Genomic DNA, 25,536 nt, shown 5'->3' on the forward strand with positions numbered 1-25,536 from the left:
CACCCCGAGGTTCGTGTCGTAGACGCGCACCTCGGCGCCTTGGAGCGAGAACATCAAGGCGATGCGCCGGCCCAGGGTGCCGCCGCCGATGACAGTGATGGGCCGGTCCGCGATGTTGGCGGGGAGCGTGTAGGTCATGTCGATTCCTTCTCAGAAGACCGCTGACGATGCAGCGGCCAGATTAGAGCGGCTAGGCTGCCAGGTAGTTGTGCACGAGTTCGGCGCCCGGCAGGGTCAGGTCGGTCAGGATATGGCTGGCGGAGACAATCTCGCGCACGGGCAGGTCCGACAGCGGCGCCAAGGCGTGGGCATGCAGTTCGAGTCTGGCCGGGCCGGTCCAAGCGCCGCGGATGGTCAGGTCCTGGATCTGGGTCCTGACAAGCTCTGCGATACGGGGCTTGCCGTCGTAGCCGGGCATCAGCTTGAGCATCATGGTGGGGATCGCGATCTCGGCCCGGGCTTGCTCCGGGTCCAACACGGCATGCTTGAATCCCATCGTTGCGGTGGCAACGCGTAGGCTGCCATAGTCGAGAGTCCCCACCAGGGTGTCGGAATCGACGAACAGGCGGGGCCGGCCGAGCTTCTTAGGATAGGCGCTGGCCTCGCGGCCGCCGGAGATGGCGGGTCCGTTGTCCAGGAACATGTTGTGCACGTAGTCCACGTCCTGGCCCTGATACCTGACGCGAAGTACCTGTCCCGACTCGGTGTAATCGCCCAAGCCCGAGCTGTCCGGCATACGGATCACTTCGAACCGCACCAACGGGTCCACGACCTCCAGGGGCTCGGGGACGAGGGCCCGCATGGCCTCCGGGTCCGTCCTGTAAGTGATGTTCAGGTACTCCCTACCGATGAAACGGTAGGGTCCTTGTGGATAGGCCGCCCCGCCGAGAGGGGTTGCGGTGGCCTGGAGCACTTCGTGGGTTTGCACAGCGATGCTGACTTTCCGGCGCGCGTGGTCTGGGAGCCGGGGCGGGCCGCGCACCGAATGCCCTCCGGTTCAATACCCCATAGACGCTAGGCCGCGGCAACGTCGGAGTGAAATGCCCGTACCGGAATATTTATACAATAAGTGAATGGATGTTGGACTCCGGGACCTCGAACTGTTCATGACGTTGACAGAGGAGCGGCACTTCACCCGGGCTGCGGCGCTCAAGGGAGTCAGCCAGCCGTTTCTCAGTCGCGCCGTCGCCCGCCTTGAGCGCGCAGTGGGGACACGGCTTGTGGAAAGGACGACCCGGCGGGTCGCGCTCACACCCGCCGGGGAACGGCTCGGCGCTGAACTGGCGTCGATCCTGCCGCAGCTGGAAGCTGCCATCCGGTCCGTCAAGGAGCCTGATGTCCTGCGGCTCGGGTTCACGTGGCTGCTGCCCAGCACGCTGGCCAGAGACCTGATCGACCGGCTCGGGGAAGCCACCGGTGCCCAAGTGCAGCTCGTCCGCCGCGACGACCGCTGGGGCGGGGTAGCCGACGGCCACACCGACGCTGCGATCGTGTACGCCGGTGCCGGCACGACGCCGACCGTCCGCACGGTGGAACTGGCAACCGAACCCCGCATCGTCGCTGTCGCACGGGACCACCCGCTCTCGCGAAGACGGAGGCTGCACTGGTCGGAGCTTTCCGCCTATCCGCTGGTGGTCAACGCCGTCAGCGGCACCGTGGGGGCCGAGATGTGGCCCGCCGGCCGTCAACCCGCCGTCACATTGAACAGCCGCAACTACGACGAAGGCATCGAGATGGTCGCAGCTGGCAGCGGGATCGGCGTCGTTCCCTCCTCCGCCCGGCAGCATCCCCACCCGGGAGTCCGGTACATCGCGGTTCCCGATGCGCCCGAGATCTCGCTGGAGCTAGTCCTGCCCGCACATTCCCCGCATCCCTTGGCACAAGCTATGGAACGACTGGCACATGAATACATCAGGTCATCCACGGCTGGAAATTGGGAGCGGTTGGAGTGGCTCCCTGGCAGCAGTAGCGGTGGATAATCTATGAGAATTGCCCCCAGCTGTGGGCGGCGGACCTGGCTTCTCCTTCTCGGAGGGGGTCGCCACGGGTGTCGTATCTTGGAGAGCCACGTGGGCGAGAATCCCTTCCGCGTGGGTGGAGACAAAAAAGAACCCCGGTCCAAAGACCGGGGTTCTTTCATTTGCGTGCGCGAGGGGGGATTTGAACCCCCTTCCCGGCGTGTCGTTTTAGGCTAAATTCTTGATTTCTAGAGGTTTTTGCCCCGTCCAAGACCGTCAAAACACGCCTTGTCACGGCCAGATCACCCACACCGCCCACGCCAGTTCGTCCCGTGCACTGGCATTCAAGGGCCCGTCACCGCTTCTGACGCATAGAAAGAAGTGACAGAGATGACCAAAGCAAGAAGCAAAAGTATGGAACTGAAATGAGTACAACCGCTACGACGCTTGCCGTCCTTACGCCAAAGCAAATCGCGGATCGGCTCGGTATCTCCGAACGCTCCGTTCGGGAGAAGGCGTACACCGGTGCATGGCCGCATTTGCGTCTCGACCAGCGCACACTCCGATTCACCGAGTCGGACTACGACGAGATTCTGGCTCTAGCACATCGCCCAACCAAAACGCTGGTTCGGAGCGTGACCCTAACCCAAAGGAAGGACGAACTGGCTGCCCTCCTCACGTCGCGCCGCGCAGCCTAGCTACTCTTCGAGAGGAGTGGGATCGAATCGATAACCCCCGATGATCGCCCGCGCACTGCGGTTAGGCTCCGCTTTGAGTCGTCCTAGTGCATTACAACTGGTACGGGGGGCCGTTGACGCCTCGCGATGAGCGGGAGGTGGCGTCCGGTCCACCTCAGTCTCCCCGTGTAGAGGCGGACGTCGCCGTCCTTCGCTAAGCTCTAACCATGCCCACTCCCAACCAGCGCCCTGCCTGGCAGTTCGACCTGGCGGCAAGGGCCAGGGAGGTGGGCTTTGGATCCCTCCGGGTTCTGGAGAATTCGAGCGGCACAGTCTTCTACGATGGCACTCCTGGTCTCCTCCGAGCTTTCAGCTCGCACTCATTTACAGTGCTTGAACGTGAGACCGAACTGCCTTATGGCCTCCGGCTGGTCCACCAGTCCGGCCTCCAAGGCGAGGTGCTCTTCAGAGAGGATTCGCAGGGCAGGCTCATTCTCACCGAAGGAATGCGCTGAGGGTGGACCGCCGGCGCCCGCGGTCCGCAACTGTTTCGCCGGGTTTCGCACAACAACTGCGGTTGCTCAAGAGCTTGGGCGCCGCTGTGTTGCGACAGTCGGAGAGAACCACCAAACCATGGATCGCTACCTCACGCCAAGACTGGCCTGTTTAGTCGAAACCGACCGATATTAAACTCTCCGCCACGGTCAAGCCGTGGGACTCGAACCGATGACCCCGCATTACAAGAGCGGGCGTCCCGGGTGTTCCCGGAGGTGCCTTGAACCGGCCCTGACAAGCAATTTTGCCTCTATTGAGGTCGAAATAGTACCCGCAGGTTCCCGCCAGTTCCCCCCTAAACCGTGTGGTAAACGTGTCGTAAGAGCGGATGGCCGCGTGGCCGGCACGGGTTGCTACCGACGCGCGGTTCTTTGACTGCCAAAGGCGTGGCCCTTTTTCGAAGTCTCAGGCGGGCCGCAAACACACTTCCTAGCGTTTCGTTCAGCGGAAACGGAACCTGACCTGCGGTTATGGCCGGTCGTTGGCGAAGTCGGCCTGCCGGACGGCGTCCAGCGCCGCCTTGACTCCGGCCTCGAAGGTGTTCTACGCCCCGGGCCACATGCGGCACCTGTACCGGACCGGCGGCTGTATCGGCGACCCGGAGGACATGCGGGAAGACATCGAAGCCGAGGAGCGCTGCATCGCCCGACTCACCAGAGAAGCTGCCAGCGTCTGACGGCCAACACGAGAGAGCCCCGTAACAACCGGTGCCGGGCTCTCTTTGCGTGACCGGGCAAGTCCCGCACGGCAGTCAGGGCGTGCGCTCCGCTTCAGCTTCCAGCAGCACGTCGAAGCTCTGGAGTCCGTAGTCCGGCCGGGTGAGGATGGCCCGGACCTGCGTGGACTTCTCATCTTTGGGCACGGCCTTGATCTCGAGGCCGGGAACGCCGTTGATCTGGAGCTCAAGGCCGCGTTTCTTGTCCACGATCAGGGACTGCATCCTCCCGCGGGTGATCCGGGCGTTGGGGTCGCCGGTCACCTCCGCCATGAACGCGTTGGTCTGGTCGGTCATCTTAGTGAGGCTTCGCTTCTCGCGCTGCACGTTGCCCACGATTGTGGCGATCATCGCCAGGACCGCCGTCACGTTGCAGACCCAGAGGACGGCGGAGACGCTCCGCAGCGGAGGGATGAAAATCATGAGGAGCAGGCACAGGAGGAAGGCGATGAACCCTGTGCCGAACCAGATCGAGCCGGAGTCTTTGAGCGCGTTGCCGGTCCACTCGCTGGAGCTGAACCCGGTGACGTAATGCCCTGGGGTGTCTGCCATCACTGGCCGCCTTTCACTTCGAGGAGAGCCTCGGCCAGCACAACGGCCTCCCGGGCTTTCTTCAGGTCTTCATTGAGTCCGGCATCGGGGACCACCATGTTGGCCCCTTCGGTTGTCCCGGCCAGGTTCTGCATGGCCTGCCCGAGCCGCTCCCGTTCTTCCGCGACCTGGCGGGAGGTCGTGAGCTTCACCTTGCTGAGGTTCAGGTCCTGCAGCGGGGCGTCCAGCTCACTGATGCGCATGTCCACGGCGGCGAGGCGGGCTCCGACGCGGTCGGCGCGGGCCTGGAACATTGCCAGCATGTTGGTGGCGACGCTGTGGAGCTCCTGGAGCCCTGCGTCGGGCGCCGCCCGGCCGGCCATGAGCTGCTCCACCTTGTCCAGGCGCTTCGCCCATTCCTGGCGGCCGTAGTCGTTATTTTCGAAGGCAGCCTCAACGACCGTGCGGGCGCGCCCGAGCGCTTCGCGGCGCTCCGTGAGGCTCTTTGCGGCGGCGTCGAGCCGATGCAGGAATTCTCCGTAATTGTCCATGCGTGCGATCTGTTTCTTTAGGAGTGGCGGGGCGTGAGAAGTCTATGTGCTGAAAGCCCCGGGACCGGGTTAGGACGCGGGTGCCAGATTCACGAAGGGACTCTAGGGAAAGCGGATCAGGGCCCTTCCTGGACCTGCGGGATTAACGGACGCTGAACAGCCCGGCGGCCTTCACCGTCGTGCAGCCGACTTTCTTGCCGCTGACTGTCACAGCGATCGTCTTGCGCTCGTCTCCGTGTCTTGTGCGTGGCGGCCGTTGAGATGGTGGCCCCGTTGCGGGTCCACGGGTACTTGACGACCGTCCCCTTCGCCCAGGCGGAGGGCGCAGCCTTCAGGACGGCACCGACTTTCACCGCTGCGGTGTGCGGCATATGTGCCGGAACGCAGAAGGAGGGGTCAGTAGCCGATGGCCTTCTGCTGGCTGCCGGATTTGAGGGCTGCCAGCCGCGCCTCGATCTCGGTCTGCTCCCCGAGGTCTTCCAGGGAGGCGAACTGTGCGTCGAGGGATGATGCGGCCAGTTCCTGCTGGCCCCGCACCTTGGCCTCGTCGCGGCGGATCCGTTCCTCGAACCGGCCCAGGGCCGAGGTCGGGTCGGCGGCGTTCAGGCCGCGCAGGGCCTCGTTCACCTGGGACTGGGCGGCGGCGGTCCGGGACCGGGCAATCAGCTCGTTGCGCTTGGCCGCCAGTTCCCGGAGCTTGCTCTGCATCTGGGCGAGGCCGCCCTTGAGCTGCTCCACGGTGGCGTTCTGGGAAGCGATGCCCGGTTCCATAGCTTTCGCGGACGTCTCGGCGGACATCTGCCGGCCGATGGCGACCTTGGCCAGGTTGTCGAACTTCTCCGCATCCACAGCGTTGCCCGCGGCCCGGTATTCGTCGGCTTTGCGGGACGCGGCCAGGGCCTTGCCGCCCCAATGGGAGGCGTCCTGGACCGCTTTGCGGTGGTCGTCTTCAGCGAGCCGGAGGTTGCCGATCGTCTGGGCGACGGCGGTCTCGGCTTCCCGGATGTTCGCCGAGTAGTCCCGGACCATCTGGTCTAGCATCTTCTGCGGGTCCTCCGCCTGGTCCAGGAGGGCGTTGATGTTGGCTTTGGCGAGCTGGGCCACGCGGCCGAAGATGTTCTGCTTCACGTCGAGCTTTCTGTTCTGCGGTGGAGTGTGCCGGACGAGACGTCCCATGCGGCGAATCCATTCTCGGTCCCGCTGACGGCTTATGCCAGCCCGGCGCGCCGCCCTTCACCCTGCTCCGGGCTGTCAGAGAAGCCCGTCCAGGGAGTCCGGGACCGAGAAGGAGGCGATGATGGCCTCGTCGGTTCCCAGGAGCGCGTGGACCCACACCTTCGAGCCCGTCCAGGCCACCGCCCCGGCGCCGGTCTTCGACAAGGCCCCAGTGCCGGGTGGCCTTGGTCCGTGATCGGCGCCATGGGCTTGTTAATTGTCTGCATATTGATTTCTATACGGACCATCCTGTGACGGGCGTCGCCGGCGAGTCCACAGGACTAAATCTAAACGTGCTGCGCCCCGATTGTTTCTGTACAAAGACCCTCTCCATTCCGGGCAAAATCGCCGGAATGGAGGGGTTCCTGGGGCCCCTGTCGGATTCAAACCGACGATCCCCGCTTATCGCGGCGGGGTATCCCGCGCGTTCCCGGGATGCCCAAATAGCGTTCCCGACCAGCAATTTTGCAGCAATTGATGTTGAAATCCTACCCGCGTGTTCCCGGCAATTCCCGTTCAAAGCGTGTCGTAAACGTGTCGCTCCAGGTACTACGGATTGCAGCGGAGATAAGGCACAGCGCACCCGCCCTTACCGGCCACAGACCAACGGATAAGTCTGTGAAGACTTATTGTTGGTGCTGCGTAGGTCCAACTTCCCGTCATCGACCGCCCTCTTGGATCTTCCTTGCGGCATACTTTTCGCAGGGCCAGCCCGCACCTTGATATTCGGGCCACGCATGAGGAGAAACAACTTGGAAGACCCAAGCCCGAATGGTGCGGAGGCGCCCGATCATGCGCTTCTGGAGAAGATAAATTCCATCCTGAAAGGCCAAGCGTCTCCAGCAGCCGCCCATGTGCGGAAGCTGCGCACCAAGCATCCCCGCCTGACGCCCGCAGCCATCTTGAAGAAATTGGAAACCGAGCTACTCATAACGACCAGCGCTGCCGGCGCCGCAGCTGGTGCGACGTCCGCTGCCCCGGGGATTGGAAAGGCTGCTGCCCTTGCGATTACTCTCGGTGGGCCAGCAGTATCACTTCCGGCCGCCGTCTTCTACATTCTCGCTGTGGCCGAGGTATACCAGATTCCGCCGTCCGACATCGAACACCGTCGAAAACTCGCCCTCTCCATCCTCCTCGAGCAAGGAGCCGATAGCGCGATTCCCAACTTCGCAAAGAAGACTAGCCAGCACTGGACACGGAAGACATTAAAGGCCATCCCGGGGTCAGTTCTAAAGCCAATTAACGGTCTTTTTCACCCAAACTTCATTACCAAGACCGGCCCAACGGGCACGATCGTGCTGAAGACGGTTTTGCCCTACGCGTTAGGAGCTGTCATCGGCGCTGGATTCACTTTCGCTACCACTTCCTCTGTCATCGCCGCCACCAGACTTGCCTTTGGACCACCGAAGCCTTTCTTCGATGAAGACATTCTCGAAGGGGAAGACCTTCCTCCCACTCAAGACGACGACTAGGGCGGCGCTTTGCGGTGTTGTGACACCTTCACCCTCCGCACACATGAGGGTGCCCGCGTTCCATGGCCGTGATACGGCACATGGCATGCGGGCGCTGGTGCGGCCGTTGCCGACAGACTGTTTCTCACCCGCTACGACTTCCGGCCCCCTTCCGTTATCCGGAACCTTTGTACGCGGAATCGGCCTGCTCTGAACAGCAGAGAAGGCCGACTGATCGAATTTGACGGGCTGCATTTTCGGTCTGCCACGAGGTGAAGCAGGTCAGCCCCTCACCATTCATCTGCCAGAATGGGCCGGTGACTACGACTGGGGATCAAACGCCACTTCATCCGTACTGGAATTCATGGGAAATCGTGCAAGCCGCGCTGGATGCTTCCAAGCCTTCCGCCGCCGCGGCCGCATTCCATCGCGCCGTCAGCCTCATGCCAACCGAGATACCGGCCGCGGAGAAGGATCCTTCCCGGATGCCCGCGTACTGGCGGGAGCTCCGTGACGAGCAGGTGTCCGATTATGACAGGGCCCAAGACGTCACCACCTACTTTTTCTACCCGCTTCTCAGCCAGGAAGCCTTTGCATTTGCCGCGGTCCGCGCAGATATGGGTTCCCTGGAAATACTCGACAGCTTCTGCGGCCGATACGGCGCGCAGGAATCAGAGCCGTGCAGTGTCGACTACCTGCGCATCGTCAAGACCGTCTCTGACATGGTTGCGGCTAACGAGGTCACCGACATCAAAGATGTCCGCAAGGTCTTCTCACCCGAAGACCGGGTCCGGCTCCGGGCCGTGTGGCGCGCGATGCGCGACGCGAAAGTCCTGATCGTGGAGTCCCAAGGTCAGAAAGTCTTCTTTCACCGCAGCGCCCCCGAACCTGCCCCTCAAGCCCTGAAACCGGTACCCTTCCGGAAAGGGAGACCCCTCGCCGAGTCGGTACTGCTGAAGCGGCCGGAACACATCGAGGACCGGATCTGGGACCGCCCGGCGGAGCGTGCCCCATCCTTTGACAACTTGCCCCTGGCCGCGCCGGAAGAGACCCAGGTGCCGAAGGAATTGAGGAGGACGCGCAAGTCGGAGTCAGTGTCCGTCGGGAACAAGACATGGCTTCAGGGCGTAACGGTCAATAAGAGAGCCGACGGCTCACTTTACGTCCCCACGGCTGTGCTCAACCCAGACGGGTCGCCGGGGGCGATTGTGGATCTCGATTACTATGCCCGACTCCGGTCAAACCCCCAAGGGGACTGCGGCATCTCCATTGACCGGGATTCGGTCGTGCGGATCTACACCACCGATGCTGAACAGGTGCGGGCGCTCAGTCTCTTTGCGACACCTGAGGTAAGGGGTACGCTGCGCGGCTTCGGGGACAAGGAGCTGAAAACATCCACAGCCATCCGGTCCGTTCACGCTTCGCTGGCTACAGAGCGCCTCGTTGTCAGCGTGATCAACAAGGTCTTCGTCTACTCGTTCGACGGGGACGTCATGGCTGCGTTCCATCTGGATGACGAGAGGACCTCTGAGGACTATGGCTCCGTTGTGGCCTCGTCGTCAAGACCTGACTGGGCTTACTTGGTGCAGTTGGCGGCCGATGGCCAAGGACTGTACATCGGCGCTTACTCAGGGTTGCTGCTGCATCTCTCGTTCACTGGTGAGCTCATCGATTCGTGGGTCCTACCGTGGGTGCCGCGAGTTCTGCGTGAGTCCGACGAAGGCATCTCAGGCGGCTCCGACTCGTTCTTCTTCCGGGCGAGCCGGGGTAGTGGAGAGGCGGACTGCACGTTCATCGACACAGGCGGTCTTTCCCAGCTTCTCGGCAGTCACGTCCTCATGGACACCCGGACTGCCTGCGGCGTCTTCGACCTTGACCGCTTCGAGGGCAGGATAATTGCGCTGCCCAAACCCCGGACTGCGGCATACATCGCCAATGGGAGCCTAGTCATGGAGACAGCAACGACCCGCTTCACCTTCTAGCCACACTCCTCGAGCCAGCGAACGGGCCCGCATGGCCACCGCGACCGGGGCGGGCTTGTTGATGCCTGGCAGTTGCGGCAGGGACGCCGCACATATGCCGTGCTAGAGCCTTAGATGGGGAGCGGATCGACTGGGCATGGCTTTCGGCGCTGACCTTCCGGCCACGCCCGACCGCGGACTTGTAGCGCCCTCGGCGACACAGGTGTGCAGCCGTTAGTGCACGCGGCGACGGCTGCGGGATTCCTTGGCGGCAGCCCCGCTTACGAATACCCGTGATAAGCGCATACTGCTACGAAGCCCAAAGCCAAAGCGGCGTACCGGCGATGGTGTCGTGCCCCTCACGGGCACCCACACTCCGGCTGCGGCGGCGTCAGGCTTCGGAAAACGGGTCGGATAGTCTGACCATAAATCGACGAGGCGGGGGCAGATGGACGAACAGCAGGCAATAGCGGCCGTAGCGAAGGCATTGAAGCGCATTCCTGAAGAGAATTTCAGCGCGTGGCCGGGCGGGTGGCCTGACCAAATCGGGATGTCTCTCGTCGATGCGGTGTTCTCCATCCGGGCTGTCTATAAGACGAAGGACCCAGCCAAAGGCGTCCTCGGCAGGGCGAAATCATTCCGAGACGCCTACCCCGACGCCGCTAGTGACCTCGAGTGCTTGCGCAACCTAGGCGAGAAGCGAATAAGGGACGTCATGGGGAATGGCAGGACCGTCGGACGATACAAGAGCGAGTGCATCATCGAAGCGGCCGGCAGCTTCCTTTCCCTGACTCCCCCAGTTGGCAGCGCGACGCACCTCCATGCGCTCGATCCGGACCACAAAAGGGCCTACACGAATGTAAAGGGGCTTGGCGATGTGACGTACGAGTACTTCACCATGCTTCTCGGTCAGCCCGGTATTAAGGCAGACCGGATGATCCGCGGCTTTGTCGATACTGCGCTGAAAGAACAACATTTGGCACCTGTTCAGGCGGAAACTGCCAGGCGTATCGTCGCAGCCGTGCACGCTGCAGAGCGCCCCGATGTAGAGCTGCAGAAGTTCGACCACGCGATCTGGATTTACCAGCGTGATCTTCCCAAAAGCGCCAAGTAGCTCCCGCCACTCCGGTTCCCATGATCGGCTGGAACCGGGTGCACCGAATGAAAGAACTCAAGACGGCGCTGAACGACCTGACCGACCGGGACGCCTTCCTGCGGGCTGTAACAGAGCATGACTCCCTAAGGCGACAGGCCTTTCTCGACAAGTACCCATTCGGCCCTGCACGCAGGTATCTGCTGGTGAAAGGAGGCCGCTACTACGATTCCGTGAAGGTCATGCAGGAGGTTAAGGGTAAGGCAACTTCAAGCACGCGGCCCTGGCTTGTTGCTTTCCAGTTCGTGAGCTAGCCCCTAGCGAACCATAAATGGGTCTGCGCTGCCGGTCTGTATATTTACGGAATCAGCTTCTCTGGGAAAGCAGGCACGAATGGATCCGAGAATGGGTGACGACCAGCCGGCCGAGAGGGGTAACGGTCTGGGAACGGGAGCGCGGCTGACTCAACTCATTCTCGGCTCCCAAAGCTGGGTCCACCGAAGAGTCGACTCGTTGACACTCGGAGTCGAAGGCGAAACCAGTCGCTCCGTTTCCCTCGACGTGACGGTGCCAGCCGATTGGGCAATCAGCGGGTCAAAAGGCCGGATGATCGTACCACTCGCACTCATAGAGAAGGCAACTCTCCGCCGGGTGAGCACCCGAGATGCGTCCGGGCATCCGATGCCAGTCCTCGGCACTGCGGCAAACAGCGAACTCGCAGCTATGTTCTTAAACCAAATCACCCCCGAGTGGATCCGGGCAAACGCGGCTACAAGGGCGGAGTGCTCAGCGCACATCCATCAGCTGGTAGACGCGACTCCCGATGAAGCCGAGGCAACTGCGAGAGCGTTCGATTCCTGGCTCAATAGGATTGTCGAAGGCAGGAACCCCGGAGACAATGACAGGCAGGACGTTGAAGTTTTCAATAGGTTCGCCCGTCACCTTGCCAGCCACTTCCTGTTCCTCGTGGAGATGGATTCCACGCTGCGCGGGACGCGAACCGTCCTGAAGTTCTCGCACGATCTAGACGCGCCACTGGCCGGCGGCACTAGAACGGCGGTAATTCAGACTGAGGTGCCTGACTTCGGATTCACCGCAAGCCAGCACATGGAGGTCATTGTCCCTCCAGGCTTGGCAATACGGGCCGTCCGAATGGTCGAGCTAAACCCCGACGGTAGCCCTCTCGACCGGGACAGTGATCGTCCAAAGCCAAAGTTCGCGCGCCCAGTAGGACACGTCTCGATCGCGCCGATGTCCCGAATGAGCTCGGGACGGCTGGTCGTCGATGTCGTGCCTGCGCGGCGAGGAATTCAGAATTTCACCCGGGCCTCTGCCGCTCTTGTCTCGGCGGCACTCTTTCTAGCACTACTGTTGAAATTCGACATGGTCGCAGCCCTGACCCCAGACGCTAAAATTCCATCTCCGTCGGCGTCGATTTTGCTGATCGGCCCGGCACTGTTGCTCTCTTGGCTGGGCCGGACGCCAGAACACGACCTCACTGCAACGCTTCTCGGACCGCTACGGATGATTCTGCTCCTACTCTCGTTCGTGCTCCTCCTTATGGCCACGGCAGCCGCGATCCCAATGACGCCCCTGTTCTGGAATATCCTGTGGTGGACAGCTGCTGTAGTAGATGCCGTGGCGTTGCTGTGGCTAATCCATTACGACGAGATCCTGAAGCGCGCAATGTTCCTCTTCAAAGTCTTCGGCGTACTCATCGAAGTGATTCGCATGCCTCTACTATTCCCAAAGTAGTGCGATCAACCTAGAATCATTCCGAACTGAGGAGTAGACATGGGCCGTCGATTTGACCGTCTCCAAGCTGTGTTCGAAGATCGCCAACCTGAGAGCCCGGCGGCCGCGCTGAGACACGTAAAGTCCGCGAAGTACTTCATCGATCAGGGAGCGGGCGCCATCTTCGTAGACATGCGCGAGATCAAGTCTTCAGAGGACGCGAACGCAACGGTGGACCGCATCCTGAAGAGAACCGCTGCCCGGTCCAGGTTGACCTAAACAAAACCGATGAAGGCCCCCCGCCGCCGGCGGGAGGTCTTCGCTTGCCGCAAGTAGCGCTGAATGGCGCTACTCGGTTGGAAGACCGGTATGCCAATGCGGCCCCACACAGTACCCAAGATGCGGATCTAGGTCTAGCTCCGGCTCGGGTAACACATCTACCCACAGCCATCGATGCCGCCGAGCGGATAAGAACGAGCGGATAAGAACCGGGGATCCGAGATGCTTCCGCGCTGTCAGCGGCGGGCTATTGATTGGGTCTATTGGCAAAGGAATGAAACCTCTATCTCCCCACCTAGTAGAGCGGTCCAAGTGCTGAGGCCCGCCTGCCCAGGCCTCAGGACCGATTCTCGAGCAGCCCCACGGCACGTGACGAGACGTTCAGGTCCTCGCATGAGGCAAGATACTTCTCATGGGTTCCAAAACTTTCGAAGACGTCCTTGACCGCTTGTACTTCAAAGCCATCGACCAGAAAGACAAAGGAACCAGCTTCGAACGCCTGATCAGGCGCTACCTGCAGCTTGAACCCAAGTACGCCGACCAATTCTCCGACGTCTGGATGTGGAACGAGTGGCCCGGCCGAAACGGCAAGGTGGACACCGGTATCGACCTGGTTGCGCGGGACCGGTACACGGGAGAGCTCACAGCCATCCAGTGCAAGTTCTTCGACCCGACGCTGACGCTCCAGAAGGGCCAGATCGATTCCTTTTTCACGGCCGCCGGCAAGACTGACTTCTCCTACGGCATGGTGGTCTCCACCACGGACAAGTGGTCCAAGCACGCCGAGGACGCGCTCGAGGGCCAGTCGAAGGAGATGACCCGGTTGCGGCTCAAGGATCTGGCCGAGTCAACCATCGACTGGTCCGAGTTCGACGTGGATCAGCCAGAGAAGATGCGCCAGCTGGACCGCAAGGCTCCGCGCAAGTATCAGCGGGAGGCGATAAGCGACGTCGCCGCCGGCTTCAAGGGCGGGGACCGAGGGAAGCTGATCATGGCCTGCGGCACGGGCAAGACGTACACCTCGCTCAAGATCGTCGAGGAGCAGGTTCCTCTCGGCGGCAGTGTGCTGTTCCTGGTGCCCTCGATCGCGCTGCTGCAGCAGACCCTGAATGAGTGGACGGCGCAAGCCACTGTCCCATTGCGGCCCCTGGCCGTGTGCTCGGACACGAAGGTGGGCCGGCGCGAGCACGAGGACGTCTCCGTGCACGACCTCGCGTTCCCGGCCACCACGGACCCGGTGAAGCTGCTCAACCGGGCACGCATCAGCACAGGCCAGGAAGCCGTCACCGTTGTGTTCTCGACCTACCAGTCCATCGACGTCATCGCCCAGGCCCAGAAGGATGGGCTGCCGGATTTTGATCTGATCCTGTGCGACGAGGCGCACCGCACCACCGGCATCACGGAAGCCGACCACGACGATTCGACGTTCGTGCGCGTCCACGACAACACCTACATCAAGGCCGCCAAGCGCTTATACATGACCGCAACTCCGCGGATCTACGTCCAAGAGTCCAAAGCGAAGGCGGCCGAAGACAACGTCGCCGTGTACTCCATGGACGACGACGCCGTTTACGGTCCCGAGTTCCACCACCTGGGCTTCGGCAAGGCCGTCGAGATGGGCCATCTGGCCGACTACAAAGTCCTCGTCCTGGCCGTCGACGAGGAAGCGGTCTCCCGGTCCTTCCAGGGCCTGTTCGAGGAGAACGGAGACCTGAAGCTCGACGACGCCGCCCGGATAGTCGGCTGCTGGAACGGACTGTCGAAGCGGGGCGTAAACGGCCAGCGCCTGGACATCGCGGACGCCTCGCCGATGCGGCGGGCCGTGGCCTTCGCCCGCAACATCAAGGAATCGAAGAAGCTCGCCGCTGAGTTCGAACTGATCGGACGGCAACTTCTGGTCAACAGCACCGACGACCAAGCCACCACGGACGGCGATTCGTCGCTAAAGCTGGAGGCCGGTCACGTAGACGGCACGTTCAACGTGCTTGAACGCTCCGCGAAGCTGGACTGGCTCAAGGAACCCGTGGACGGGAACGTCTGCCGAATCCTGTCCAATGCCCGGTGCCTGTCCGAGGGCGTGGATGTGCCAACCCTGGACGCGGTGCTGTTCCTGAACCCGCGCAACTCGCAGGTCGACGTAGTGCAGTCAGTGGGCCGCGTGATGCGCAAAGCCGAGGGCAAGGAATACGGATACATCATCCTGCCGATTGCCGTTCCGGCTTCACAGGACCCGGAGACGGCGCTGAACGACAACAAGAAGTACAAAGTGGTCTGGGACGTGCTGCAGGCCCTGCGCGCGCACGATGACCGGTTCGAAGCGATGATCAACAAGCTCGACCTGAACCGGAATTCCAACGACGTCATCGACGTCATAACGGTCGCCGACCCGTTCAACAACGACGTCGAACCCGGCACCGAAGGATCCGGGGACAGCGACGCCCCAAGCCAGGACACGCTGTTCCACCTCGCCGGCGCTGATGCCTGGCGCAACGCCATCTTCGCCCGTATGGTCCGCAAAGTCGGGGACCGGCGCTACTGGGAATCCTGGGCTACTGACGTCAAGGAGATCGCGGACCGTCACGTCATCCGCATCCGCACCATCCTCGACGGCCCCGACCCGCGCGCCCGGGAAGAATTCGCAGTTTTCTTGGAAGGGCTGCGCTGGAACCTCAACGACGGCATCACCGAGTCCGACGCAATCGATATGCTCTCCCAGCACCTCATCACCAAGCCCGTCTTCGAGGCTCTATTCGACGGCTATTCATTCGCCGCGCACAACCCGGTCTCCCAAGTCATGGATTCCATGATCGCGGTGCTGGAGCAATACAACCTCGATTCCGAGGTCCAGAACCTGGAGGACTTTTACCGCTCCGTGCGGATTCGAGCCGAGGGCGTCACGAACGCCGAAGGCAAGCAGAGAATCATCACTGAGCTCTACGAGAAGTTCTTCAAGCTCGCCTTCCCGCGCGCTGCCGAGTCCCTAGGCATCGTCTACACCCCTGTCGAGGTGGTGGACTTCATCATCCGCGCCGTCGACGACGTCCTGGCCAAGGACTTCGGCTCCTCGCTCTCCGCGCCCGGCGTGCACGTGCTGGACCCGTTTTCCGGTACGGGCACCTTCACCGTCCGGCTCCTGCAATCCGGTCGCATCAAACCAGAGGACCTGCTGCGCAAATACACCTGCGAACTACACGCCAATGAGATCCTGTTAATGGCCTACTACATTGCCGCGATCAATATCGAGGCGACACTTCACGGGCTCCTAGAGGAGCAGGCTGCGGAGCGCGGCGAGGACCCCGAGACTGTCGAGTATGTGCCCTTTGACGGTGTCGTCCTCACCGACACGTTCCAAATGACAGAGGACGGGGACACCCTCGACGAGCACGTCTTCACGTCCAACAACGAGCGCGTGGTCGCACAGAATGCGTTGGACATCCGGGTCATCATCGGCAACCCGCCCTACTCTGTGGGACAGACAAGTGGCAATGACAACAACGCGAACTTGAAATACCGCGATCTGGACGGGTCCATAGAGGCAACCTACGCAGCGGCTGGAACCGTTCAGAACAAGAAATCACTCTATGACTCCTACGTCCGGGCTATCCGGTGGGCGTCGAACCGCATCCTCGCTTCGCCAGACGGCGGCGTAGTGGCCTATGTTTCTAACGGCGGTTACATTGACTCCAATTCGGCGGACGGACTCCGGAAGACCTTGGTTGACGAGTTCCACGACATCTACGTCTTCAACCTCCGCGGCAACCAGCGCACGGCCGGTGACCAAAGCCGCAGGGAAGGTGGCAAGATCTTCGATTCGGGTAGCCGAAACACGGTAGCCATCCTGATCCTCGTCAAGAAACCGGGCGGCACCCCCGGCGCGGTCCTGCACTACCGGGACATTGGCGATTACCTAGACCGCAAAGAAAAACTCGCCATCGTCGAGGCCGCCACGCTCGCCAGCATCGAGTGGGACGCCATCGCCCCCAACTCCGACGGCGACTGGATCAACCAACGAAATACCGTATTCGAGTCGTTCACTCCTATTTCTGCCAAGGATTCGCCGGACGGGATCTTCGCCCTATCTTCAAATGGGACCACGAGCGCCCGCGACGCGTGGGTGTACAACACGTCGGCGGAAAGTCTGCTCCGAAACGTCGCGGTGCTCGCGGAAGCGTTCAATGGGACCGTGTCCGGGCACGGCGAAGTACTCGACTCAGCACGAATAAGTTGGTCACGCTCACTTAGGCGCCAAGCAGAGCAGGGCAAGTCGCTCGAAGTTGATCCCAACAAGGTCCGAGTCGCTGCCTACAGGCCTTTTAACAAAACCAAGATGTACTTCGACTCCAGCCTCAACGAAGTCCAGTCCAAGATGCCTGCAATCTTTCCGGTGGACGGCCTCGGCAACCTCGGAATATACAGCGTTGGCAGCGGGTCCGCGGTCCCGTTCTCAGTGCTGGCTGCCGACGAGCTGATTGACTTGCACCTTACCGGCGCTGGGAGTGCCGGCCAGTTCTTTCCCCGATACACCTTCACAACTCCGGCAACAGGCGACGACTTGTTCGCCGCAGCAGGTATGTCTTCGTCGCCCGCACGGGTTGACAACATCACTGACGCAGCACTGGCCACCTACCGCACCGCTTACGGCCCGGAGGTCGTCAAGGACGACGTCTTTTTCTACGTTTACGGGTTGCTGCACTCGGCGGAGTACCGGAATAGGTTCGCCTCGGACCTGAAGAGGATGCTCCCGCGCATTCCCAGGGTTCCCAGCACCGAAGCCTTCCGTGCCATTGCCCAAGCCGGGCGGGACCTCTCCGCTCTGCACATCGGCTACGAGGACGTCGAACCGTACCCGCTCACAGAGGATGAAAACGGGCTGATTCCCGTTGCTGACGAATACACCAAATATGCGGTGACCAAGATGAAGTACGCCGGCAAGGCCGGCGCCTGGGACAAAACCCGAATCATCTACAACTCGCATGTCTCCCTAGGAGGCATCCCGGAAGAAGCGCAGCGATACATGCTCGGTGCGCGTTCCGCTCTCGACTGGATCCTCGAGCGCTATCAGGTCAAGACGGACAAGGCCTCCGGCATTGTCAACGACCCCAACGACTGGTCGCGTGAACACAGCCAGCCTCGCTTCATCATCGACCTGATCGGCCGAATCGTCACTGTCAGCTTGGAGACGAACCGCATCGTCGGCTCCCTGCCGGGCCTCGGTTTGGACGAATAGCCAACGGAGCCGGTACGGGAAGGTGGCCGGAGCTCAGAGTAGTGTCATCTGCGTCCATATATTAGGATCAACCGCCTCGATGCCCTCAATGAAGAACGCCCGGTCTGGCCCGAGAATTTTGCCAATAGATTCGACGAGTCGATCGACGTGCCAACGGGACAGGGTTCGTCCTGGACCAGCCTCTAGGACGAAGACCGTGGCGCCCTCACCATCGTTGTATTGCCAGACGGTGTTCCATGCGAGTCGGCCAGCGACTGTCCTAATGCGGCGCCCCTCCTCGTCACTCACCATTCCGAGCTTCCGGTCTCTCTCGGTCATGTGGCAGCCTCTCCATCGTTACAGCGCAACGCCCTCTCCCTCGCCCTGTAGACCGTCCCGCGCGAGACTGAAAAGAGTTCCGCGAGTTCGGCGACTGTATGATCTCCGGCGTCGCTCAGGCGCATCAAATGCTCCTCCTGCTTGGGACTCAGCTTCGGCATCTTCCCGCGAAGCCTCCCCTTAGCTTTCGCCAGCTGCATTCCCTGTCGTGTCCGAGACCGTATCAAGTCCGCCTCGAACTCGGCGACCATCGCTAGCGCGTTGTACAGGAGCCGGGCCGTCGGGTCCTTGGGGTCATGAATCGACGTTCCCAGCTGAAGACTCACCCCCATCGTCGTAAGTTCCTCCACGATGTCGCGGGCGTCGGGCAACGATCGAGCGAGCCGGTCCAGCTTGGTGACGACGAGGACGTCCCCCTCTCTGACAGCGGCCAGAGCCTCACGAAGACCAGGTCGGTCCCGATTTGTTCCGGTTAGCCCATGGTCAACATAGACGCGGGTCGCGTCGAGTTCCTGCAGTTGCTGACGTTGTGCAGCAAGGTCCTGCTCCGCGGTACTACAACGGGCATATCCGATCTTCAAATTCGACTCCTTTGTGTTCGTTTAGCCCCCGCTCACCGGACAGTTCACCGGGCGGGTCTTGCGGACGCAGTTATTACGCCTCGCAGGGGGACGGGTTCATGTACCGGTAGCCGATCCCCTTACGGACACGTTGGGCGCGCATGTTCGAGCTAGGTCTGTTCGGCCAACGCGGCGACGAGCTTCTCCCGCCCCCGTTGGGGAGTTCCGAGAAAGACGTGACCGGTAAACGCTGCTGGACCGTGTCTGATCGCCGATAGCTTCCTCGAGTGCAGTGAGGCTGTCCCTGACGACCGCATTCGGGTCGGATGCATCAGCGCAAGCACCACTAAAGAATTCCTCTGACCACAGGGCCGCCATTACAACGTCGGCGGTGAATCCAGACAATTCAGCAATTCTCATGCCGCGCCCACGGTAGTAAGCGACTCTGTCCGCGGCGCAAGGCACGCATCGTTCTATGTCACGTGCGATCGCCCCGAGGAACAAGGCCCCTCGACGAGGGCGTCCGGGTCCACTCGGCCAGGACAAAGTCTGATGCCAACCGCTGCCAACGACATGTGCTCCCACGTGTGACCTGCATGCTCACTCTGATCGATTCTCCCTTTGGTCGTCTGTCCCCCACCATGTGTGCGGAGTGCCTTCAATCCCTCACCGGCATGCCTGCCAATCAATACGGTTGCCTCGCGGGCGCGACAAATGGGGCCTTGATTGCCGACTAGCCTCCGGCCCTGAAGTGAATTTCAAGGCCTCAAGGGGTCAGCAATTTTGCCGTCGAATACACTCGCTGGCCCTTTCGCCAGACCCTTATCGTGCACCGGGCCTCCCCGCCGGGGCTGCAACATACCTGCCACACCCAATGAGGCACGACAGCGGGCAGTGGATATTCTTAGTCGCATCAGATCTTCGAGGAAGCGGGTCCATGAACGGCTGGAATGCCCCCGAGGGGCAGATGGAGCTTCGGCTCGAGGCGTGCCAGGATGCCGGCCTCACCGACATCGAAGTGGAAACCGAAGTGGAAACCGGCCCGAGCGTTACGGCCATGTGGAGCTCATCGGGCGAGACCTTCTACATGTTCACCGTGTCCCCCGGCGGTGGCACGCCGGCTCTTGTCTGGCAAGAGATCACCACGATCTACCTTCGGATGGAAACGTATCCGGACACCATCGAGACGATCAGAACCCAGAAGCAGGGTCCGCTCCTAGGGCTCTCCGAGCTGTTGGCCATGGACGATGCGGACGGACCCCTCCCGACGTACTGGCGCGAGGTGGCAGCGGCTCTGATCGGTATTTACGAGGTGGCCGCGGAGGACATCCAGGAGTGCATGGAGGAAGCGGCGTCTGAAGCTTCCCGCGCTGCATCCGAGCGCCTCACCGAAAGGTTTAAGCAACCTGCGGAGCCCCCTCCTGTGCCCTCTGTCGAGGAGTGCTTCGCTGCGTTCCAGGCTGCCTGTCAGCGCAGGGCACCCTACTGCAACGCCATCGTCATGAGCTGGGACGGGGACTTTGACGGACCGCCCCACGTGGAGTTCGGCATAGCCGTGAACACCCCTGGTCAGGTGTTGTACAAAGTGGATCACGGGTCGGATGGCCAGCTTTACCTGAACGGGTTCTGGCCAGGCCGGCGCTCCCTGGAGGAGGACCTCCTGGAGCAGTTCCCGGACGATGCCTGGGCCCGCCTTGGCGCCCGCAATGCTGCGCGTGATCTGCTTGAAATTCAACGCACGGGCCAGGAACTGATGGATGCCCAGAAGCAGGACACCCTGCAGGACATGGACCGCCGGCGGCTGGAGGACAAACTCGATTCCATGGCGCAGGGCACCCCGCTCAAAAATGAAAGTAACGGCCTTACCCCGGCTTGGCAGTGGGACTGCGAAGTACTCTGGGAGAGGATCAAGGAGTGCCTGACCGATCTGAAACCGCAACTCCGGGTGCAGCCGGAGGAGTAGAACCTCGACTCCTGACCTTCCCCTGACACAGGAAAGGCCTCACCGTATGGCAGGGCTTTTGGTGTGTCGGTGGCGCTAGTTTTCGGTGCTGGCCTCGGGCAGGTCATCGAGGGTCAGCCCGCCGTCCAGGAGCCGCTTGACCTCGATCGCGATCCCGGTCATCCGGTCCTGGTGCTAGGTCGCCAGGAGTGTCCCTCGGCCGTTCGTGATCCGGGGGATGTGCGGCGGCCGCAGGTTCTCATCCCACACGCTGGACCAGGCTGCCGTCGGTCCCTGGCCGAACTAGATAGGGACGGGTAGGACTTCTGGGCCGCGCTGAAGGCGGTGTCGGAGGAGAACAGGACCACCTTGTGGTACTGCTGCGTGGACCGGTCCATGACGGTGACCACGGTGCCGATGTTCTTCCCGGACGGGCGCAGGCCGCCGTCCCCGCCGCCGCTGACGACCCAGCCGAGCCGGCTGTTGACCATCGCTTCGGACTGCCCGGTGCCCTCTGTCGGGGGCCGGACGCGTCGTCCCCGGAGATCACGTGGGCCTCAAATACACAATCACGTCCCGCTTGGCGCAATGCCGCTACTTGACGGTTCAATCGCTGGTCAGCTTTGGATCCCAGGGCGTAGCCGAGCAGTAGGGGCCCGGCAGAAACCCGGGTTGGATTGTCATCGTTTCGCCGGGGTTTTCGCCGGTCAGAGGTCGATGAACCGGCACACCGGCATTCACGCGGCCAAATCATTCGGTTTGCCGTGGGGAGACTGAGCGCCTTCTGGGTCGGGTCACATCGTTGGGGAGCATCGCGTCTAGTCTTTCTGTCGTGTTGCACGGCGTTCGCGGCGGCTAGTATCGGCAAGCCTCTCAAGCAGTCCGGGCCGGTCTTCCCGAGGTGTGTCACGATATGCCTGCACCACGAAATTACAGTCGATGGTCGCAGACATGCTGAGCTCCTCCAGCGGACCCATCAGATCCAGCATTTCGTTCCGGGGATCCGGCAGTCCCGGGTGCGCCCCGTGGAAAAATCGGTCAAGCCAGCTGGCCCGAAGCATGTCACCGGCTAGGTGCTCGACAGCCTCCGAAAAGTTCCTGTCCCCCCTTGCCCGGTACAGGAGAAGAGCATCCTGATTGGCGGCAGTCCACCAAACTCCTTGGGCATAGTGGCGTCCGAGAAGGAACGCGGCGACGGCACCCAGATACAACTCGTCAATAAGAACATCAGCGTCCACGCCGCCAGGGACGCCACGAATGGACTCCGCGTGGAACGCGATTTCACCCGGCGTATACTCACGGTCAGCGTCCATCGGCCAGCCTCCCGATCTGAGCGGTTCGGCAGCGCGAAAGGGGATCGGACCAGATTCCGTAAGAGGGCTTGAAGTTGACGCGCGTTCGAGCCCGAGATGCGCGGCCTTCTGTTCTCGGCAGGCGCTTCGGTCGCGGTCTGCGGTCTTTTTCCGCTTTCGTGGTTCTCATGGTCATTATGTGTGCGGGACCGAGAGCGTCTCTCCCCGTCCGGGACGTCTCATAGCGATACTTGCAACGGGTCTCTAGAGCACGGCCCCGATAAAGCATCCTGGGTGCGCCACCAACGTCCTATGCCTAAATTTTGTCTTCCCTTCCGTCGCAGCCGAGCGTTGAAGCCGGAGTAGCACGTTCAGCTGAAGGTTCAGTTAACAGCTGTGGTTTTTGCTTCAGGCGGTATTGCCGCGCAGTTCCGGGGGCGGCGCCGCAGCGTTGCACGCGATGAAGTGGATTTCAGGCCTTCGGTACACGCTGAGCGCCCAAATTCCGGAGCCTAGCTCAGGATGTGGTGGCGCTTCCTCGGGAAGTGAAAACTCGCTCCCCCCAGGTGTCACTTCTGACGGGGCATCAGGAGAATGGCCACACGCATTACATGTTCTACAACGCCCGGAACGTTCTCCAGCGACGCTGACGTCGCTTCATCCTGTTCGAGCTCCGACAGGGACCTGATGACGGCCAAGACCATGCGGCCGACCTGTCGTTCGACTGCCTGTGCCGTTCCCGTGCTGTCGGGGTCCTGGTATATCCAACGGTCCGAATACGCGACCTGCCCCCCGAAATAGACGGCGAGACGCTGAGCCACTCCAACGATGGTGGCGGGGTAGGCACTGGCTTGGCTGAGGAGATGCCTCGGGATGTCCGGCAGCGTAGGTACCGGTGCAGCGGGGTTCTGTGTCTCTGAGTAGCTTGGCATGATCATTACTTTCTGAAGGAGTGTTCTGGATTGGGGTAAAAGGGCACGAGCTTACGAACGCGTTGTGCCTAATACTGGTGATCGGTCCCACATCGGCCGACGGCTGGAGAGGTCCCGGCCTGCGCGGGACATCGGGCTGCGGCGTTTATCGGCCTTGCGACCGCCCGACGAACACCGCAGCCTCTTGCAGCTAGGCTTCGCGCTCTTTCATGGCCCCGAACTCTGCGATTTCCTTGGGATGGAAGCCCATCGCTCTCGCAGTGAGGATGTGCTCCTGATTTCTCGTGACGATTGCGTTTCCGTCGAGACCGTCGTCGTCGATCAAAATGGCCACGCAGGCGAGCCAGATCAGGTCGTCGATGTCACCTTCGGACGCGAAGTGCGTGTCATCAAGATCCGGGTTGGACTCGAGGAACAGCAGCCTCTGTTGAGCGCTTTGGATGTCTGCGGAGGGATAGATTGTTGCGTACATGGTTCTGCCTTTCGGGCGAAAGTCGTCTCAGTCGAATTTTGCGGCGAATCGCCGCGGGCATTGCTTGGGTCCAGCTCTTCGTGCTTCAGCATCAACTCCGGGGCACTGGGCTCCATGTGTGCGGCAAGGGAAACCAATCTCCCCACCGGCCCACCGCCAGCACGAGAACCCGCGCTGGACTCCATGTGTGCGGCGAGATTAAGCGCTCTCCCCAATGCGGCAGACTTGACTTGTGACCCAAAGAAACCCTGTAGATTCAGTCATCACCGGTGATGCACGGAAAGTGTTGCCTGCACTAGCGGAGGAAGGGCTGGCGGGGCAGGTGAAACTTGCATACCTGGACGTGCCCTATAACGGTCATCGGTCTAACCGCTTCCGCGGGCACTACCGGGATCACAGGACCAAGCGGGACTGGGCAGACTTGGTAGGCGACGCCGTCGACGGTGTCCTTGGGCTCCTGCGGGAGGATGGCTCACTGTGGTTGCATTTGGATGCCACGGAATTGGGCACGGCACGCGGGGTTGTCGATAAGGTGTTCGGAGACAATTTCGTCGGCCAGATCACATGGGAGCGAACCAGGCGCCCGAACTTCACCCATGCTCAACTGTCTTCAACTACTGACCACATTCTTGTGTATGGAAAAGACCGTCGGAAGTTGGCTCCGTTCGTTCTAGGGACAACGGAGCCCGGAAAGCGTACCCCCATTGCGCATCGGGGCAACAAGTCCGCTGAAGTCCGGTTTCCCCCAAGGACGGTGAAATTCGGTGGCGCCGACGGCGTGTATCCGGCCGGGGATCATTCATCTCCCGGGATCGATGCGTCGCTGCTGGAGGATGTCGTAATGGCCGGTGGATGGAATCTGACGCCTTTGAGCATGCGGCTCCCGTCGAGGTATTCACCGTCAAAGGTCGCCGATCTCCTCGCTGCGGGCGGTGAATTCTTCATTCCGAAGCAACCTTTCCGCCCCAGCTTCATTGCACCCGGCGGGAAACCAAAGGTGGTCAACAATCTCTGGTCTTGGCAGTTGGACGCGGACATGGAAACCAACGAGGACGGCGCGAAACAACAGGAAAGACTTTTTCCTGGGCGCCCCTTCCCCTATGCGAAGCCTGAGGGCCTCTTGCGACGAGTCATCGAAGTGGCGTCCGAGCCAGATGACATCGTTCTGGATTGCTTCGCGGGGTCTGGGACGACGACAGCGGTGGCGAAAAAACTTGGAAGACGTTGGATCGCGGTGGAGGAAAACCCTAATACTGTCAGGGACTATCTGGGCCCACGTATGAGGGACGCACTATAGCCCCCTCACGCTTTACTAGAGGCGCGGGCGGCGACACCCATTAGCACGAGACCTTCCGAATGTCAGGTGCGGCGCGCTTGTTGCCACTCAGGAGCTCGTGCTGCCGGCCGCAAATTAGATCCAGTTTGCTAGCGAATACTGACAGTGCAGCAAACGGCTTCCGTGGTACTGACCGGGCTGGTTCTTTTAGGGCCGTGTCTATGTCCATACACAAATGGAGGACGGCGCTTCCACCGAGTGCGGACTCATCTTCAACCGGATCTCCAATTGTGCGCCCTCAATGCTGTCGGTGACGGTCGAAAAATGAGCCATCGTGCTGGCTTGGCATCTAGTGGTCGTTGCAACACCTGAGTCCCTGGTAATGCATGATCCGGTCCTGGTTCAGCGCGACGCGCTCAGCAGCCGAAGGCATGCAACCTTCCAGGGCAAGCGAGATCGCCGCCAGGAACAGAACGCCTTCTAAAGCATCCGCGTCAAATCCAACGGGGCAGTTCCTAATGGCTTCGGCAGCGAACTCGATGTCCTCCCCCGTGTGACTGGTTTGATCATCCATGACAGATTCCCCTGTCTGGTCGTGGTGTCCCCTGATATGTGTGCGGACCCCTGTTGATTTCTCCCCGCAGCGGGCGATGACTAAGCGGGAGGACTCCAGCGTCCAGGGCTGGAAGCAGAGCCGAACCCCATCGGCAGCTACAGGGGCCGCTGCACCGCAGCGGTGGGCGGCGATAGCCGGCTGTCACTGCTGCCACGGCTCCCCGGGCGTTCGAATACTGAGC

Annotated in this window: 23 protein-coding genes; 12 read left to right on the forward strand and 11 right to left on the reverse strand. The window is 61.5% G+C overall.

Annotation, left to right across the window (positions count from 1 at the left end; translation table 11 throughout):
- Positions 1-138, reverse strand: a 138-nt coding sequence (locus AB4Y72_RS16465; RefSeq protein WP_441425504.1) for a 3-hydroxyacyl-CoA dehydrogenase NAD-binding domain-containing protein, incomplete at its 3' end; no start/stop codon positions are given.
- 52 nt (positions 139-190) lie between these two features.
- Positions 191-928: an acetoacetate decarboxylase gene (locus tag AB4Y72_RS16470; RefSeq protein WP_441427219.1), complete on the reverse strand. Its 738-nt coding sequence runs from the start codon at positions 926-928 to the stop codon at positions 191-193.
- Between the two features lie 145 nt (positions 929-1,073).
- Between AB4Y72_RS16470 and AB4Y72_RS16475 the strand changes: the two genes are divergently transcribed.
- The 3 genes from AB4Y72_RS16475 (at position 1,074) to AB4Y72_RS16485 (ending at position 3,866) form a co-directional block, all read left to right on the forward strand.
- Positions 1,074-1,979 carry a LysR family transcriptional regulator gene (locus tag AB4Y72_RS16475; RefSeq protein ID WP_441427220.1) on the forward strand — a complete coding sequence of 302 codons (906 nt, stop codon included), beginning with the start codon at positions 1,074-1,076 and terminating at the stop codon, positions 1,977-1,979.
- A gap of 883 nt (positions 1,980-2,862) precedes the next feature.
- Complete coding sequence (locus AB4Y72_RS16480; RefSeq protein WP_441427221.1) at positions 2,863-3,150, forward strand: hypothetical protein; 288 nt, start codon at positions 2,863-2,865, stop codon at positions 3,148-3,150.
- 521 nt (positions 3,151-3,671) lie between these two features.
- A complete protein-coding gene (locus AB4Y72_RS16485; protein ID WP_441427222.1) occupies positions 3,672-3,866 on the forward strand; it encodes a hypothetical protein in 195 nt (64 codons plus the stop codon).
- Positions 3,867-3,941: 75 nt separating this feature from the next.
- On the opposite strand, the gene AB4Y72_RS16490 is transcribed toward AB4Y72_RS16485, so the two are convergent.
- From AB4Y72_RS16490 to AB4Y72_RS16505, 4 genes are all read right to left on the reverse strand, one after another.
- The gene (locus AB4Y72_RS16490) at positions 3,942-4,457 is read right to left on the reverse strand and encodes a hypothetical protein (RefSeq protein ID WP_441427223.1); all 516 of its coding nucleotides are present in this window, start codon (positions 4,455-4,457) and stop codon (positions 3,942-3,944) included.
- Entirely contained in the window at positions 4,457-4,987 is a 531-nt protein-coding gene (locus AB4Y72_RS16495) for a hypothetical protein (protein ID WP_441427224.1), read from the reverse strand. The genes AB4Y72_RS16490 and AB4Y72_RS16495 overlap by 1 nt, the downstream gene beginning before the upstream one ends.
- A gap of 396 nt (positions 4,988-5,383) precedes the next feature.
- Complete coding sequence (locus AB4Y72_RS16500) at positions 5,384-6,115, reverse strand: PspA/IM30 family protein (RefSeq protein WP_441427225.1); 732 nt, start codon at positions 6,113-6,115, stop codon at positions 5,384-5,386.
- A gap of 123 nt (positions 6,116-6,238) precedes the next feature.
- Complete coding sequence (locus AB4Y72_RS16505) at positions 6,239-6,367, reverse strand: hypothetical protein (RefSeq protein ID WP_441427226.1); 129 nt, start codon at positions 6,365-6,367, stop codon at positions 6,239-6,241.
- A gap of 587 nt (positions 6,368-6,954) precedes the next feature.
- Here AB4Y72_RS16505 and AB4Y72_RS16510 point away from each other — a divergent pair.
- The 7 genes from AB4Y72_RS16510 to AB4Y72_RS16540 all read left to right on the forward strand — a co-directional run bounded on the left by AB4Y72_RS16510 (position 6,955) and on the right by AB4Y72_RS16540 (position 17,947).
- The gene (locus AB4Y72_RS16510) at positions 6,955-7,674 is read left to right on the forward strand and encodes a hypothetical protein (protein ID WP_441427227.1); all 720 of its coding nucleotides are present in this window, start codon (positions 6,955-6,957) and stop codon (positions 7,672-7,674) included.
- 296 nt (positions 7,675-7,970) lie between these two features.
- Positions 7,971-9,635 (forward strand): hypothetical protein, encoded by a 1,665-nt coding sequence (locus tag AB4Y72_RS16515; RefSeq protein ID WP_441427228.1) that lies wholly within the window; start codon positions 7,971-7,973, stop codon positions 9,633-9,635.
- A gap of 427 nt (positions 9,636-10,062) precedes the next feature.
- The gene (locus tag AB4Y72_RS16520; protein WP_441427229.1) at positions 10,063-10,728 is read left to right on the forward strand and encodes a hypothetical protein; all 666 of its coding nucleotides are present in this window, start codon (positions 10,063-10,065) and stop codon (positions 10,726-10,728) included.
- Positions 10,729-10,775: 47 nt separating this feature from the next.
- Positions 10,776-11,021, forward strand: a complete 246-nt coding sequence (locus AB4Y72_RS16525; protein ID WP_441427230.1) for a hypothetical protein — start codon at positions 10,776-10,778, stop codon at positions 11,019-11,021.
- A 91-nt stretch (positions 11,022-11,112) separates the two neighbouring features.
- A complete protein-coding gene (locus AB4Y72_RS16530) occupies positions 11,113-12,462 on the forward strand; it encodes a hypothetical protein (RefSeq protein ID WP_441427231.1) in 1,350 nt (449 codons plus the stop codon).
- Positions 12,463-12,501: 39 nt separating this feature from the next.
- Entirely contained in the window at positions 12,502-12,720 is a 219-nt protein-coding gene (locus AB4Y72_RS16535) for a hypothetical protein (protein ID WP_441427232.1), read from the forward strand.
- Positions 12,721-13,132: 412 nt separating this feature from the next.
- A complete protein-coding gene (locus tag AB4Y72_RS16540) occupies positions 13,133-17,947 on the forward strand; it encodes a DEAD/DEAH box helicase (protein ID WP_441427233.1) in 4,815 nt (1,604 codons plus the stop codon).
- A 314-nt stretch (positions 17,948-18,261) separates the two neighbouring features.
- Here AB4Y72_RS16540 and AB4Y72_RS16545 read toward each other — a convergent pair whose 3' ends face one another.
- A complete protein-coding gene (locus AB4Y72_RS16545) occupies positions 18,262-18,846 on the reverse strand; it encodes a recombinase family protein (protein WP_441427234.1) in 585 nt (194 codons plus the stop codon).
- Between the two features lie 916 nt (positions 18,847-19,762).
- On the opposite strand from AB4Y72_RS16545, the gene AB4Y72_RS16550 reads away from it, so the two are divergent.
- Positions 19,763-20,788 carry a hypothetical protein gene (locus AB4Y72_RS16550; RefSeq protein ID WP_441427235.1) on the forward strand — a complete coding sequence of 342 codons (1,026 nt, stop codon included), beginning with the start codon at positions 19,763-19,765 and terminating at the stop codon, positions 20,786-20,788.
- A gap of 797 nt (positions 20,789-21,585) precedes the next feature.
- Here the strand turns inward: AB4Y72_RS16550 and AB4Y72_RS16555 are convergent.
- From AB4Y72_RS16555 to AB4Y72_RS16565, 3 genes are all read right to left on the reverse strand, one after another.
- The gene (locus AB4Y72_RS16555; protein ID WP_441427236.1) at positions 21,586-22,080 is read right to left on the reverse strand and encodes a hypothetical protein; all 495 of its coding nucleotides are present in this window, start codon (positions 22,078-22,080) and stop codon (positions 21,586-21,588) included.
- 548 nt (positions 22,081-22,628) lie between these two features.
- A complete protein-coding gene (locus AB4Y72_RS16560) occupies positions 22,629-22,991 on the reverse strand; it encodes a hypothetical protein (protein WP_441427237.1) in 363 nt (120 codons plus the stop codon).
- Between the two features lie 190 nt (positions 22,992-23,181).
- Complete coding sequence (locus AB4Y72_RS16565) at positions 23,182-23,463, reverse strand: hypothetical protein (protein WP_441427238.1); 282 nt, start codon at positions 23,461-23,463, stop codon at positions 23,182-23,184.
- 232 nt (positions 23,464-23,695) lie between these two features.
- On the opposite strand from AB4Y72_RS16565, the gene AB4Y72_RS16570 reads away from it, so the two are divergent.
- Complete coding sequence (locus AB4Y72_RS16570) at positions 23,696-24,760, forward strand: DNA methyltransferase (RefSeq protein WP_441427239.1); 1,065 nt, start codon at positions 23,696-23,698, stop codon at positions 24,758-24,760.
- Positions 24,761-25,088: 328 nt separating this feature from the next.
- Here AB4Y72_RS16570 and AB4Y72_RS16575 read toward each other — a convergent pair whose 3' ends face one another.
- A complete protein-coding gene (locus AB4Y72_RS16575) occupies positions 25,089-25,313 on the reverse strand; it encodes a hypothetical protein (RefSeq protein ID WP_441427240.1) in 225 nt (74 codons plus the stop codon).
- Positions 25,314-25,536: the final 223 nt, after the last annotated feature.

Origin of the sequence: Arthrobacter sp. YAF34, assembly GCF_052113245.1 — a bacterium.
GTDB lineage: Bacteria > Actinomycetota > Actinomycetes > Actinomycetales > Micrococcaceae > Arthrobacter.

Coding starts and splice junctions, on each gene's coding strand:
- AB4Y72_RS16475 (WP_441427220.1), top strand. CDS start 1,074: ATGGATGTTGGACTCCGGGACCTCGAACTGTTCATGACGTTGACAGAG.
- AB4Y72_RS16480 (WP_441427221.1), top strand. CDS start 2,863: ATGCCCACTCCCAACCAGCGCCCTGCCTGGCAGTTCGACCTGGCGGCA.
- AB4Y72_RS16490 (WP_441427223.1), bottom strand. CDS start 4,457: ATGGCAGACACCCCAGGGCATTACGTCACCGGGTTCAGCTCCAGCGAG.
- AB4Y72_RS16495 (WP_441427224.1), bottom strand. CDS start 4,987: ATGGACAATTACGGAGAATTCCTGCATCGGCTCGACGCCGCCGCAAAG.
- AB4Y72_RS16520 (WP_441427229.1), top strand. CDS start 10,063: ATGGACGAACAGCAGGCAATAGCGGCCGTAGCGAAGGCATTGAAGCGC.
- AB4Y72_RS16525 (WP_441427230.1), top strand. CDS start 10,776: ATGAAAGAACTCAAGACGGCGCTGAACGACCTGACCGACCGGGACGCC.
- AB4Y72_RS16530 (WP_441427231.1), top strand. CDS start 11,113: ATGGGTGACGACCAGCCGGCCGAGAGGGGTAACGGTCTGGGAACGGGA.
- AB4Y72_RS16535 (WP_441427232.1), top strand. CDS start 12,502: ATGGGCCGTCGATTTGACCGTCTCCAAGCTGTGTTCGAAGATCGCCAA.
- AB4Y72_RS16540 (WP_441427233.1), top strand. CDS start 13,133: ATGGGTTCCAAAACTTTCGAAGACGTCCTTGACCGCTTGTACTTCAAA.
- AB4Y72_RS16550 (WP_441427235.1), top strand. CDS start 19,763: ATGAACGGCTGGAATGCCCCCGAGGGGCAGATGGAGCTTCGGCTCGAG.
- AB4Y72_RS16555 (WP_441427236.1), bottom strand. CDS start 22,080: ATGGACGCTGACCGTGAGTATACGCCGGGTGAAATCGCGTTCCACGCG.
- AB4Y72_RS16560 (WP_441427237.1), bottom strand. CDS start 22,991: ATGCCAAGCTACTCAGAGACACAGAACCCCGCTGCACCGGTACCTACG.
- AB4Y72_RS16565 (WP_441427238.1), bottom strand. CDS start 23,463: ATGTACGCAACAATCTATCCCTCCGCAGACATCCAAAGCGCTCAACAG.
- AB4Y72_RS16575 (WP_441427240.1), bottom strand. CDS start 25,313: ATGGATGATCAAACCAGTCACACGGGGGAGGACATCGAGTTCGCTGCC.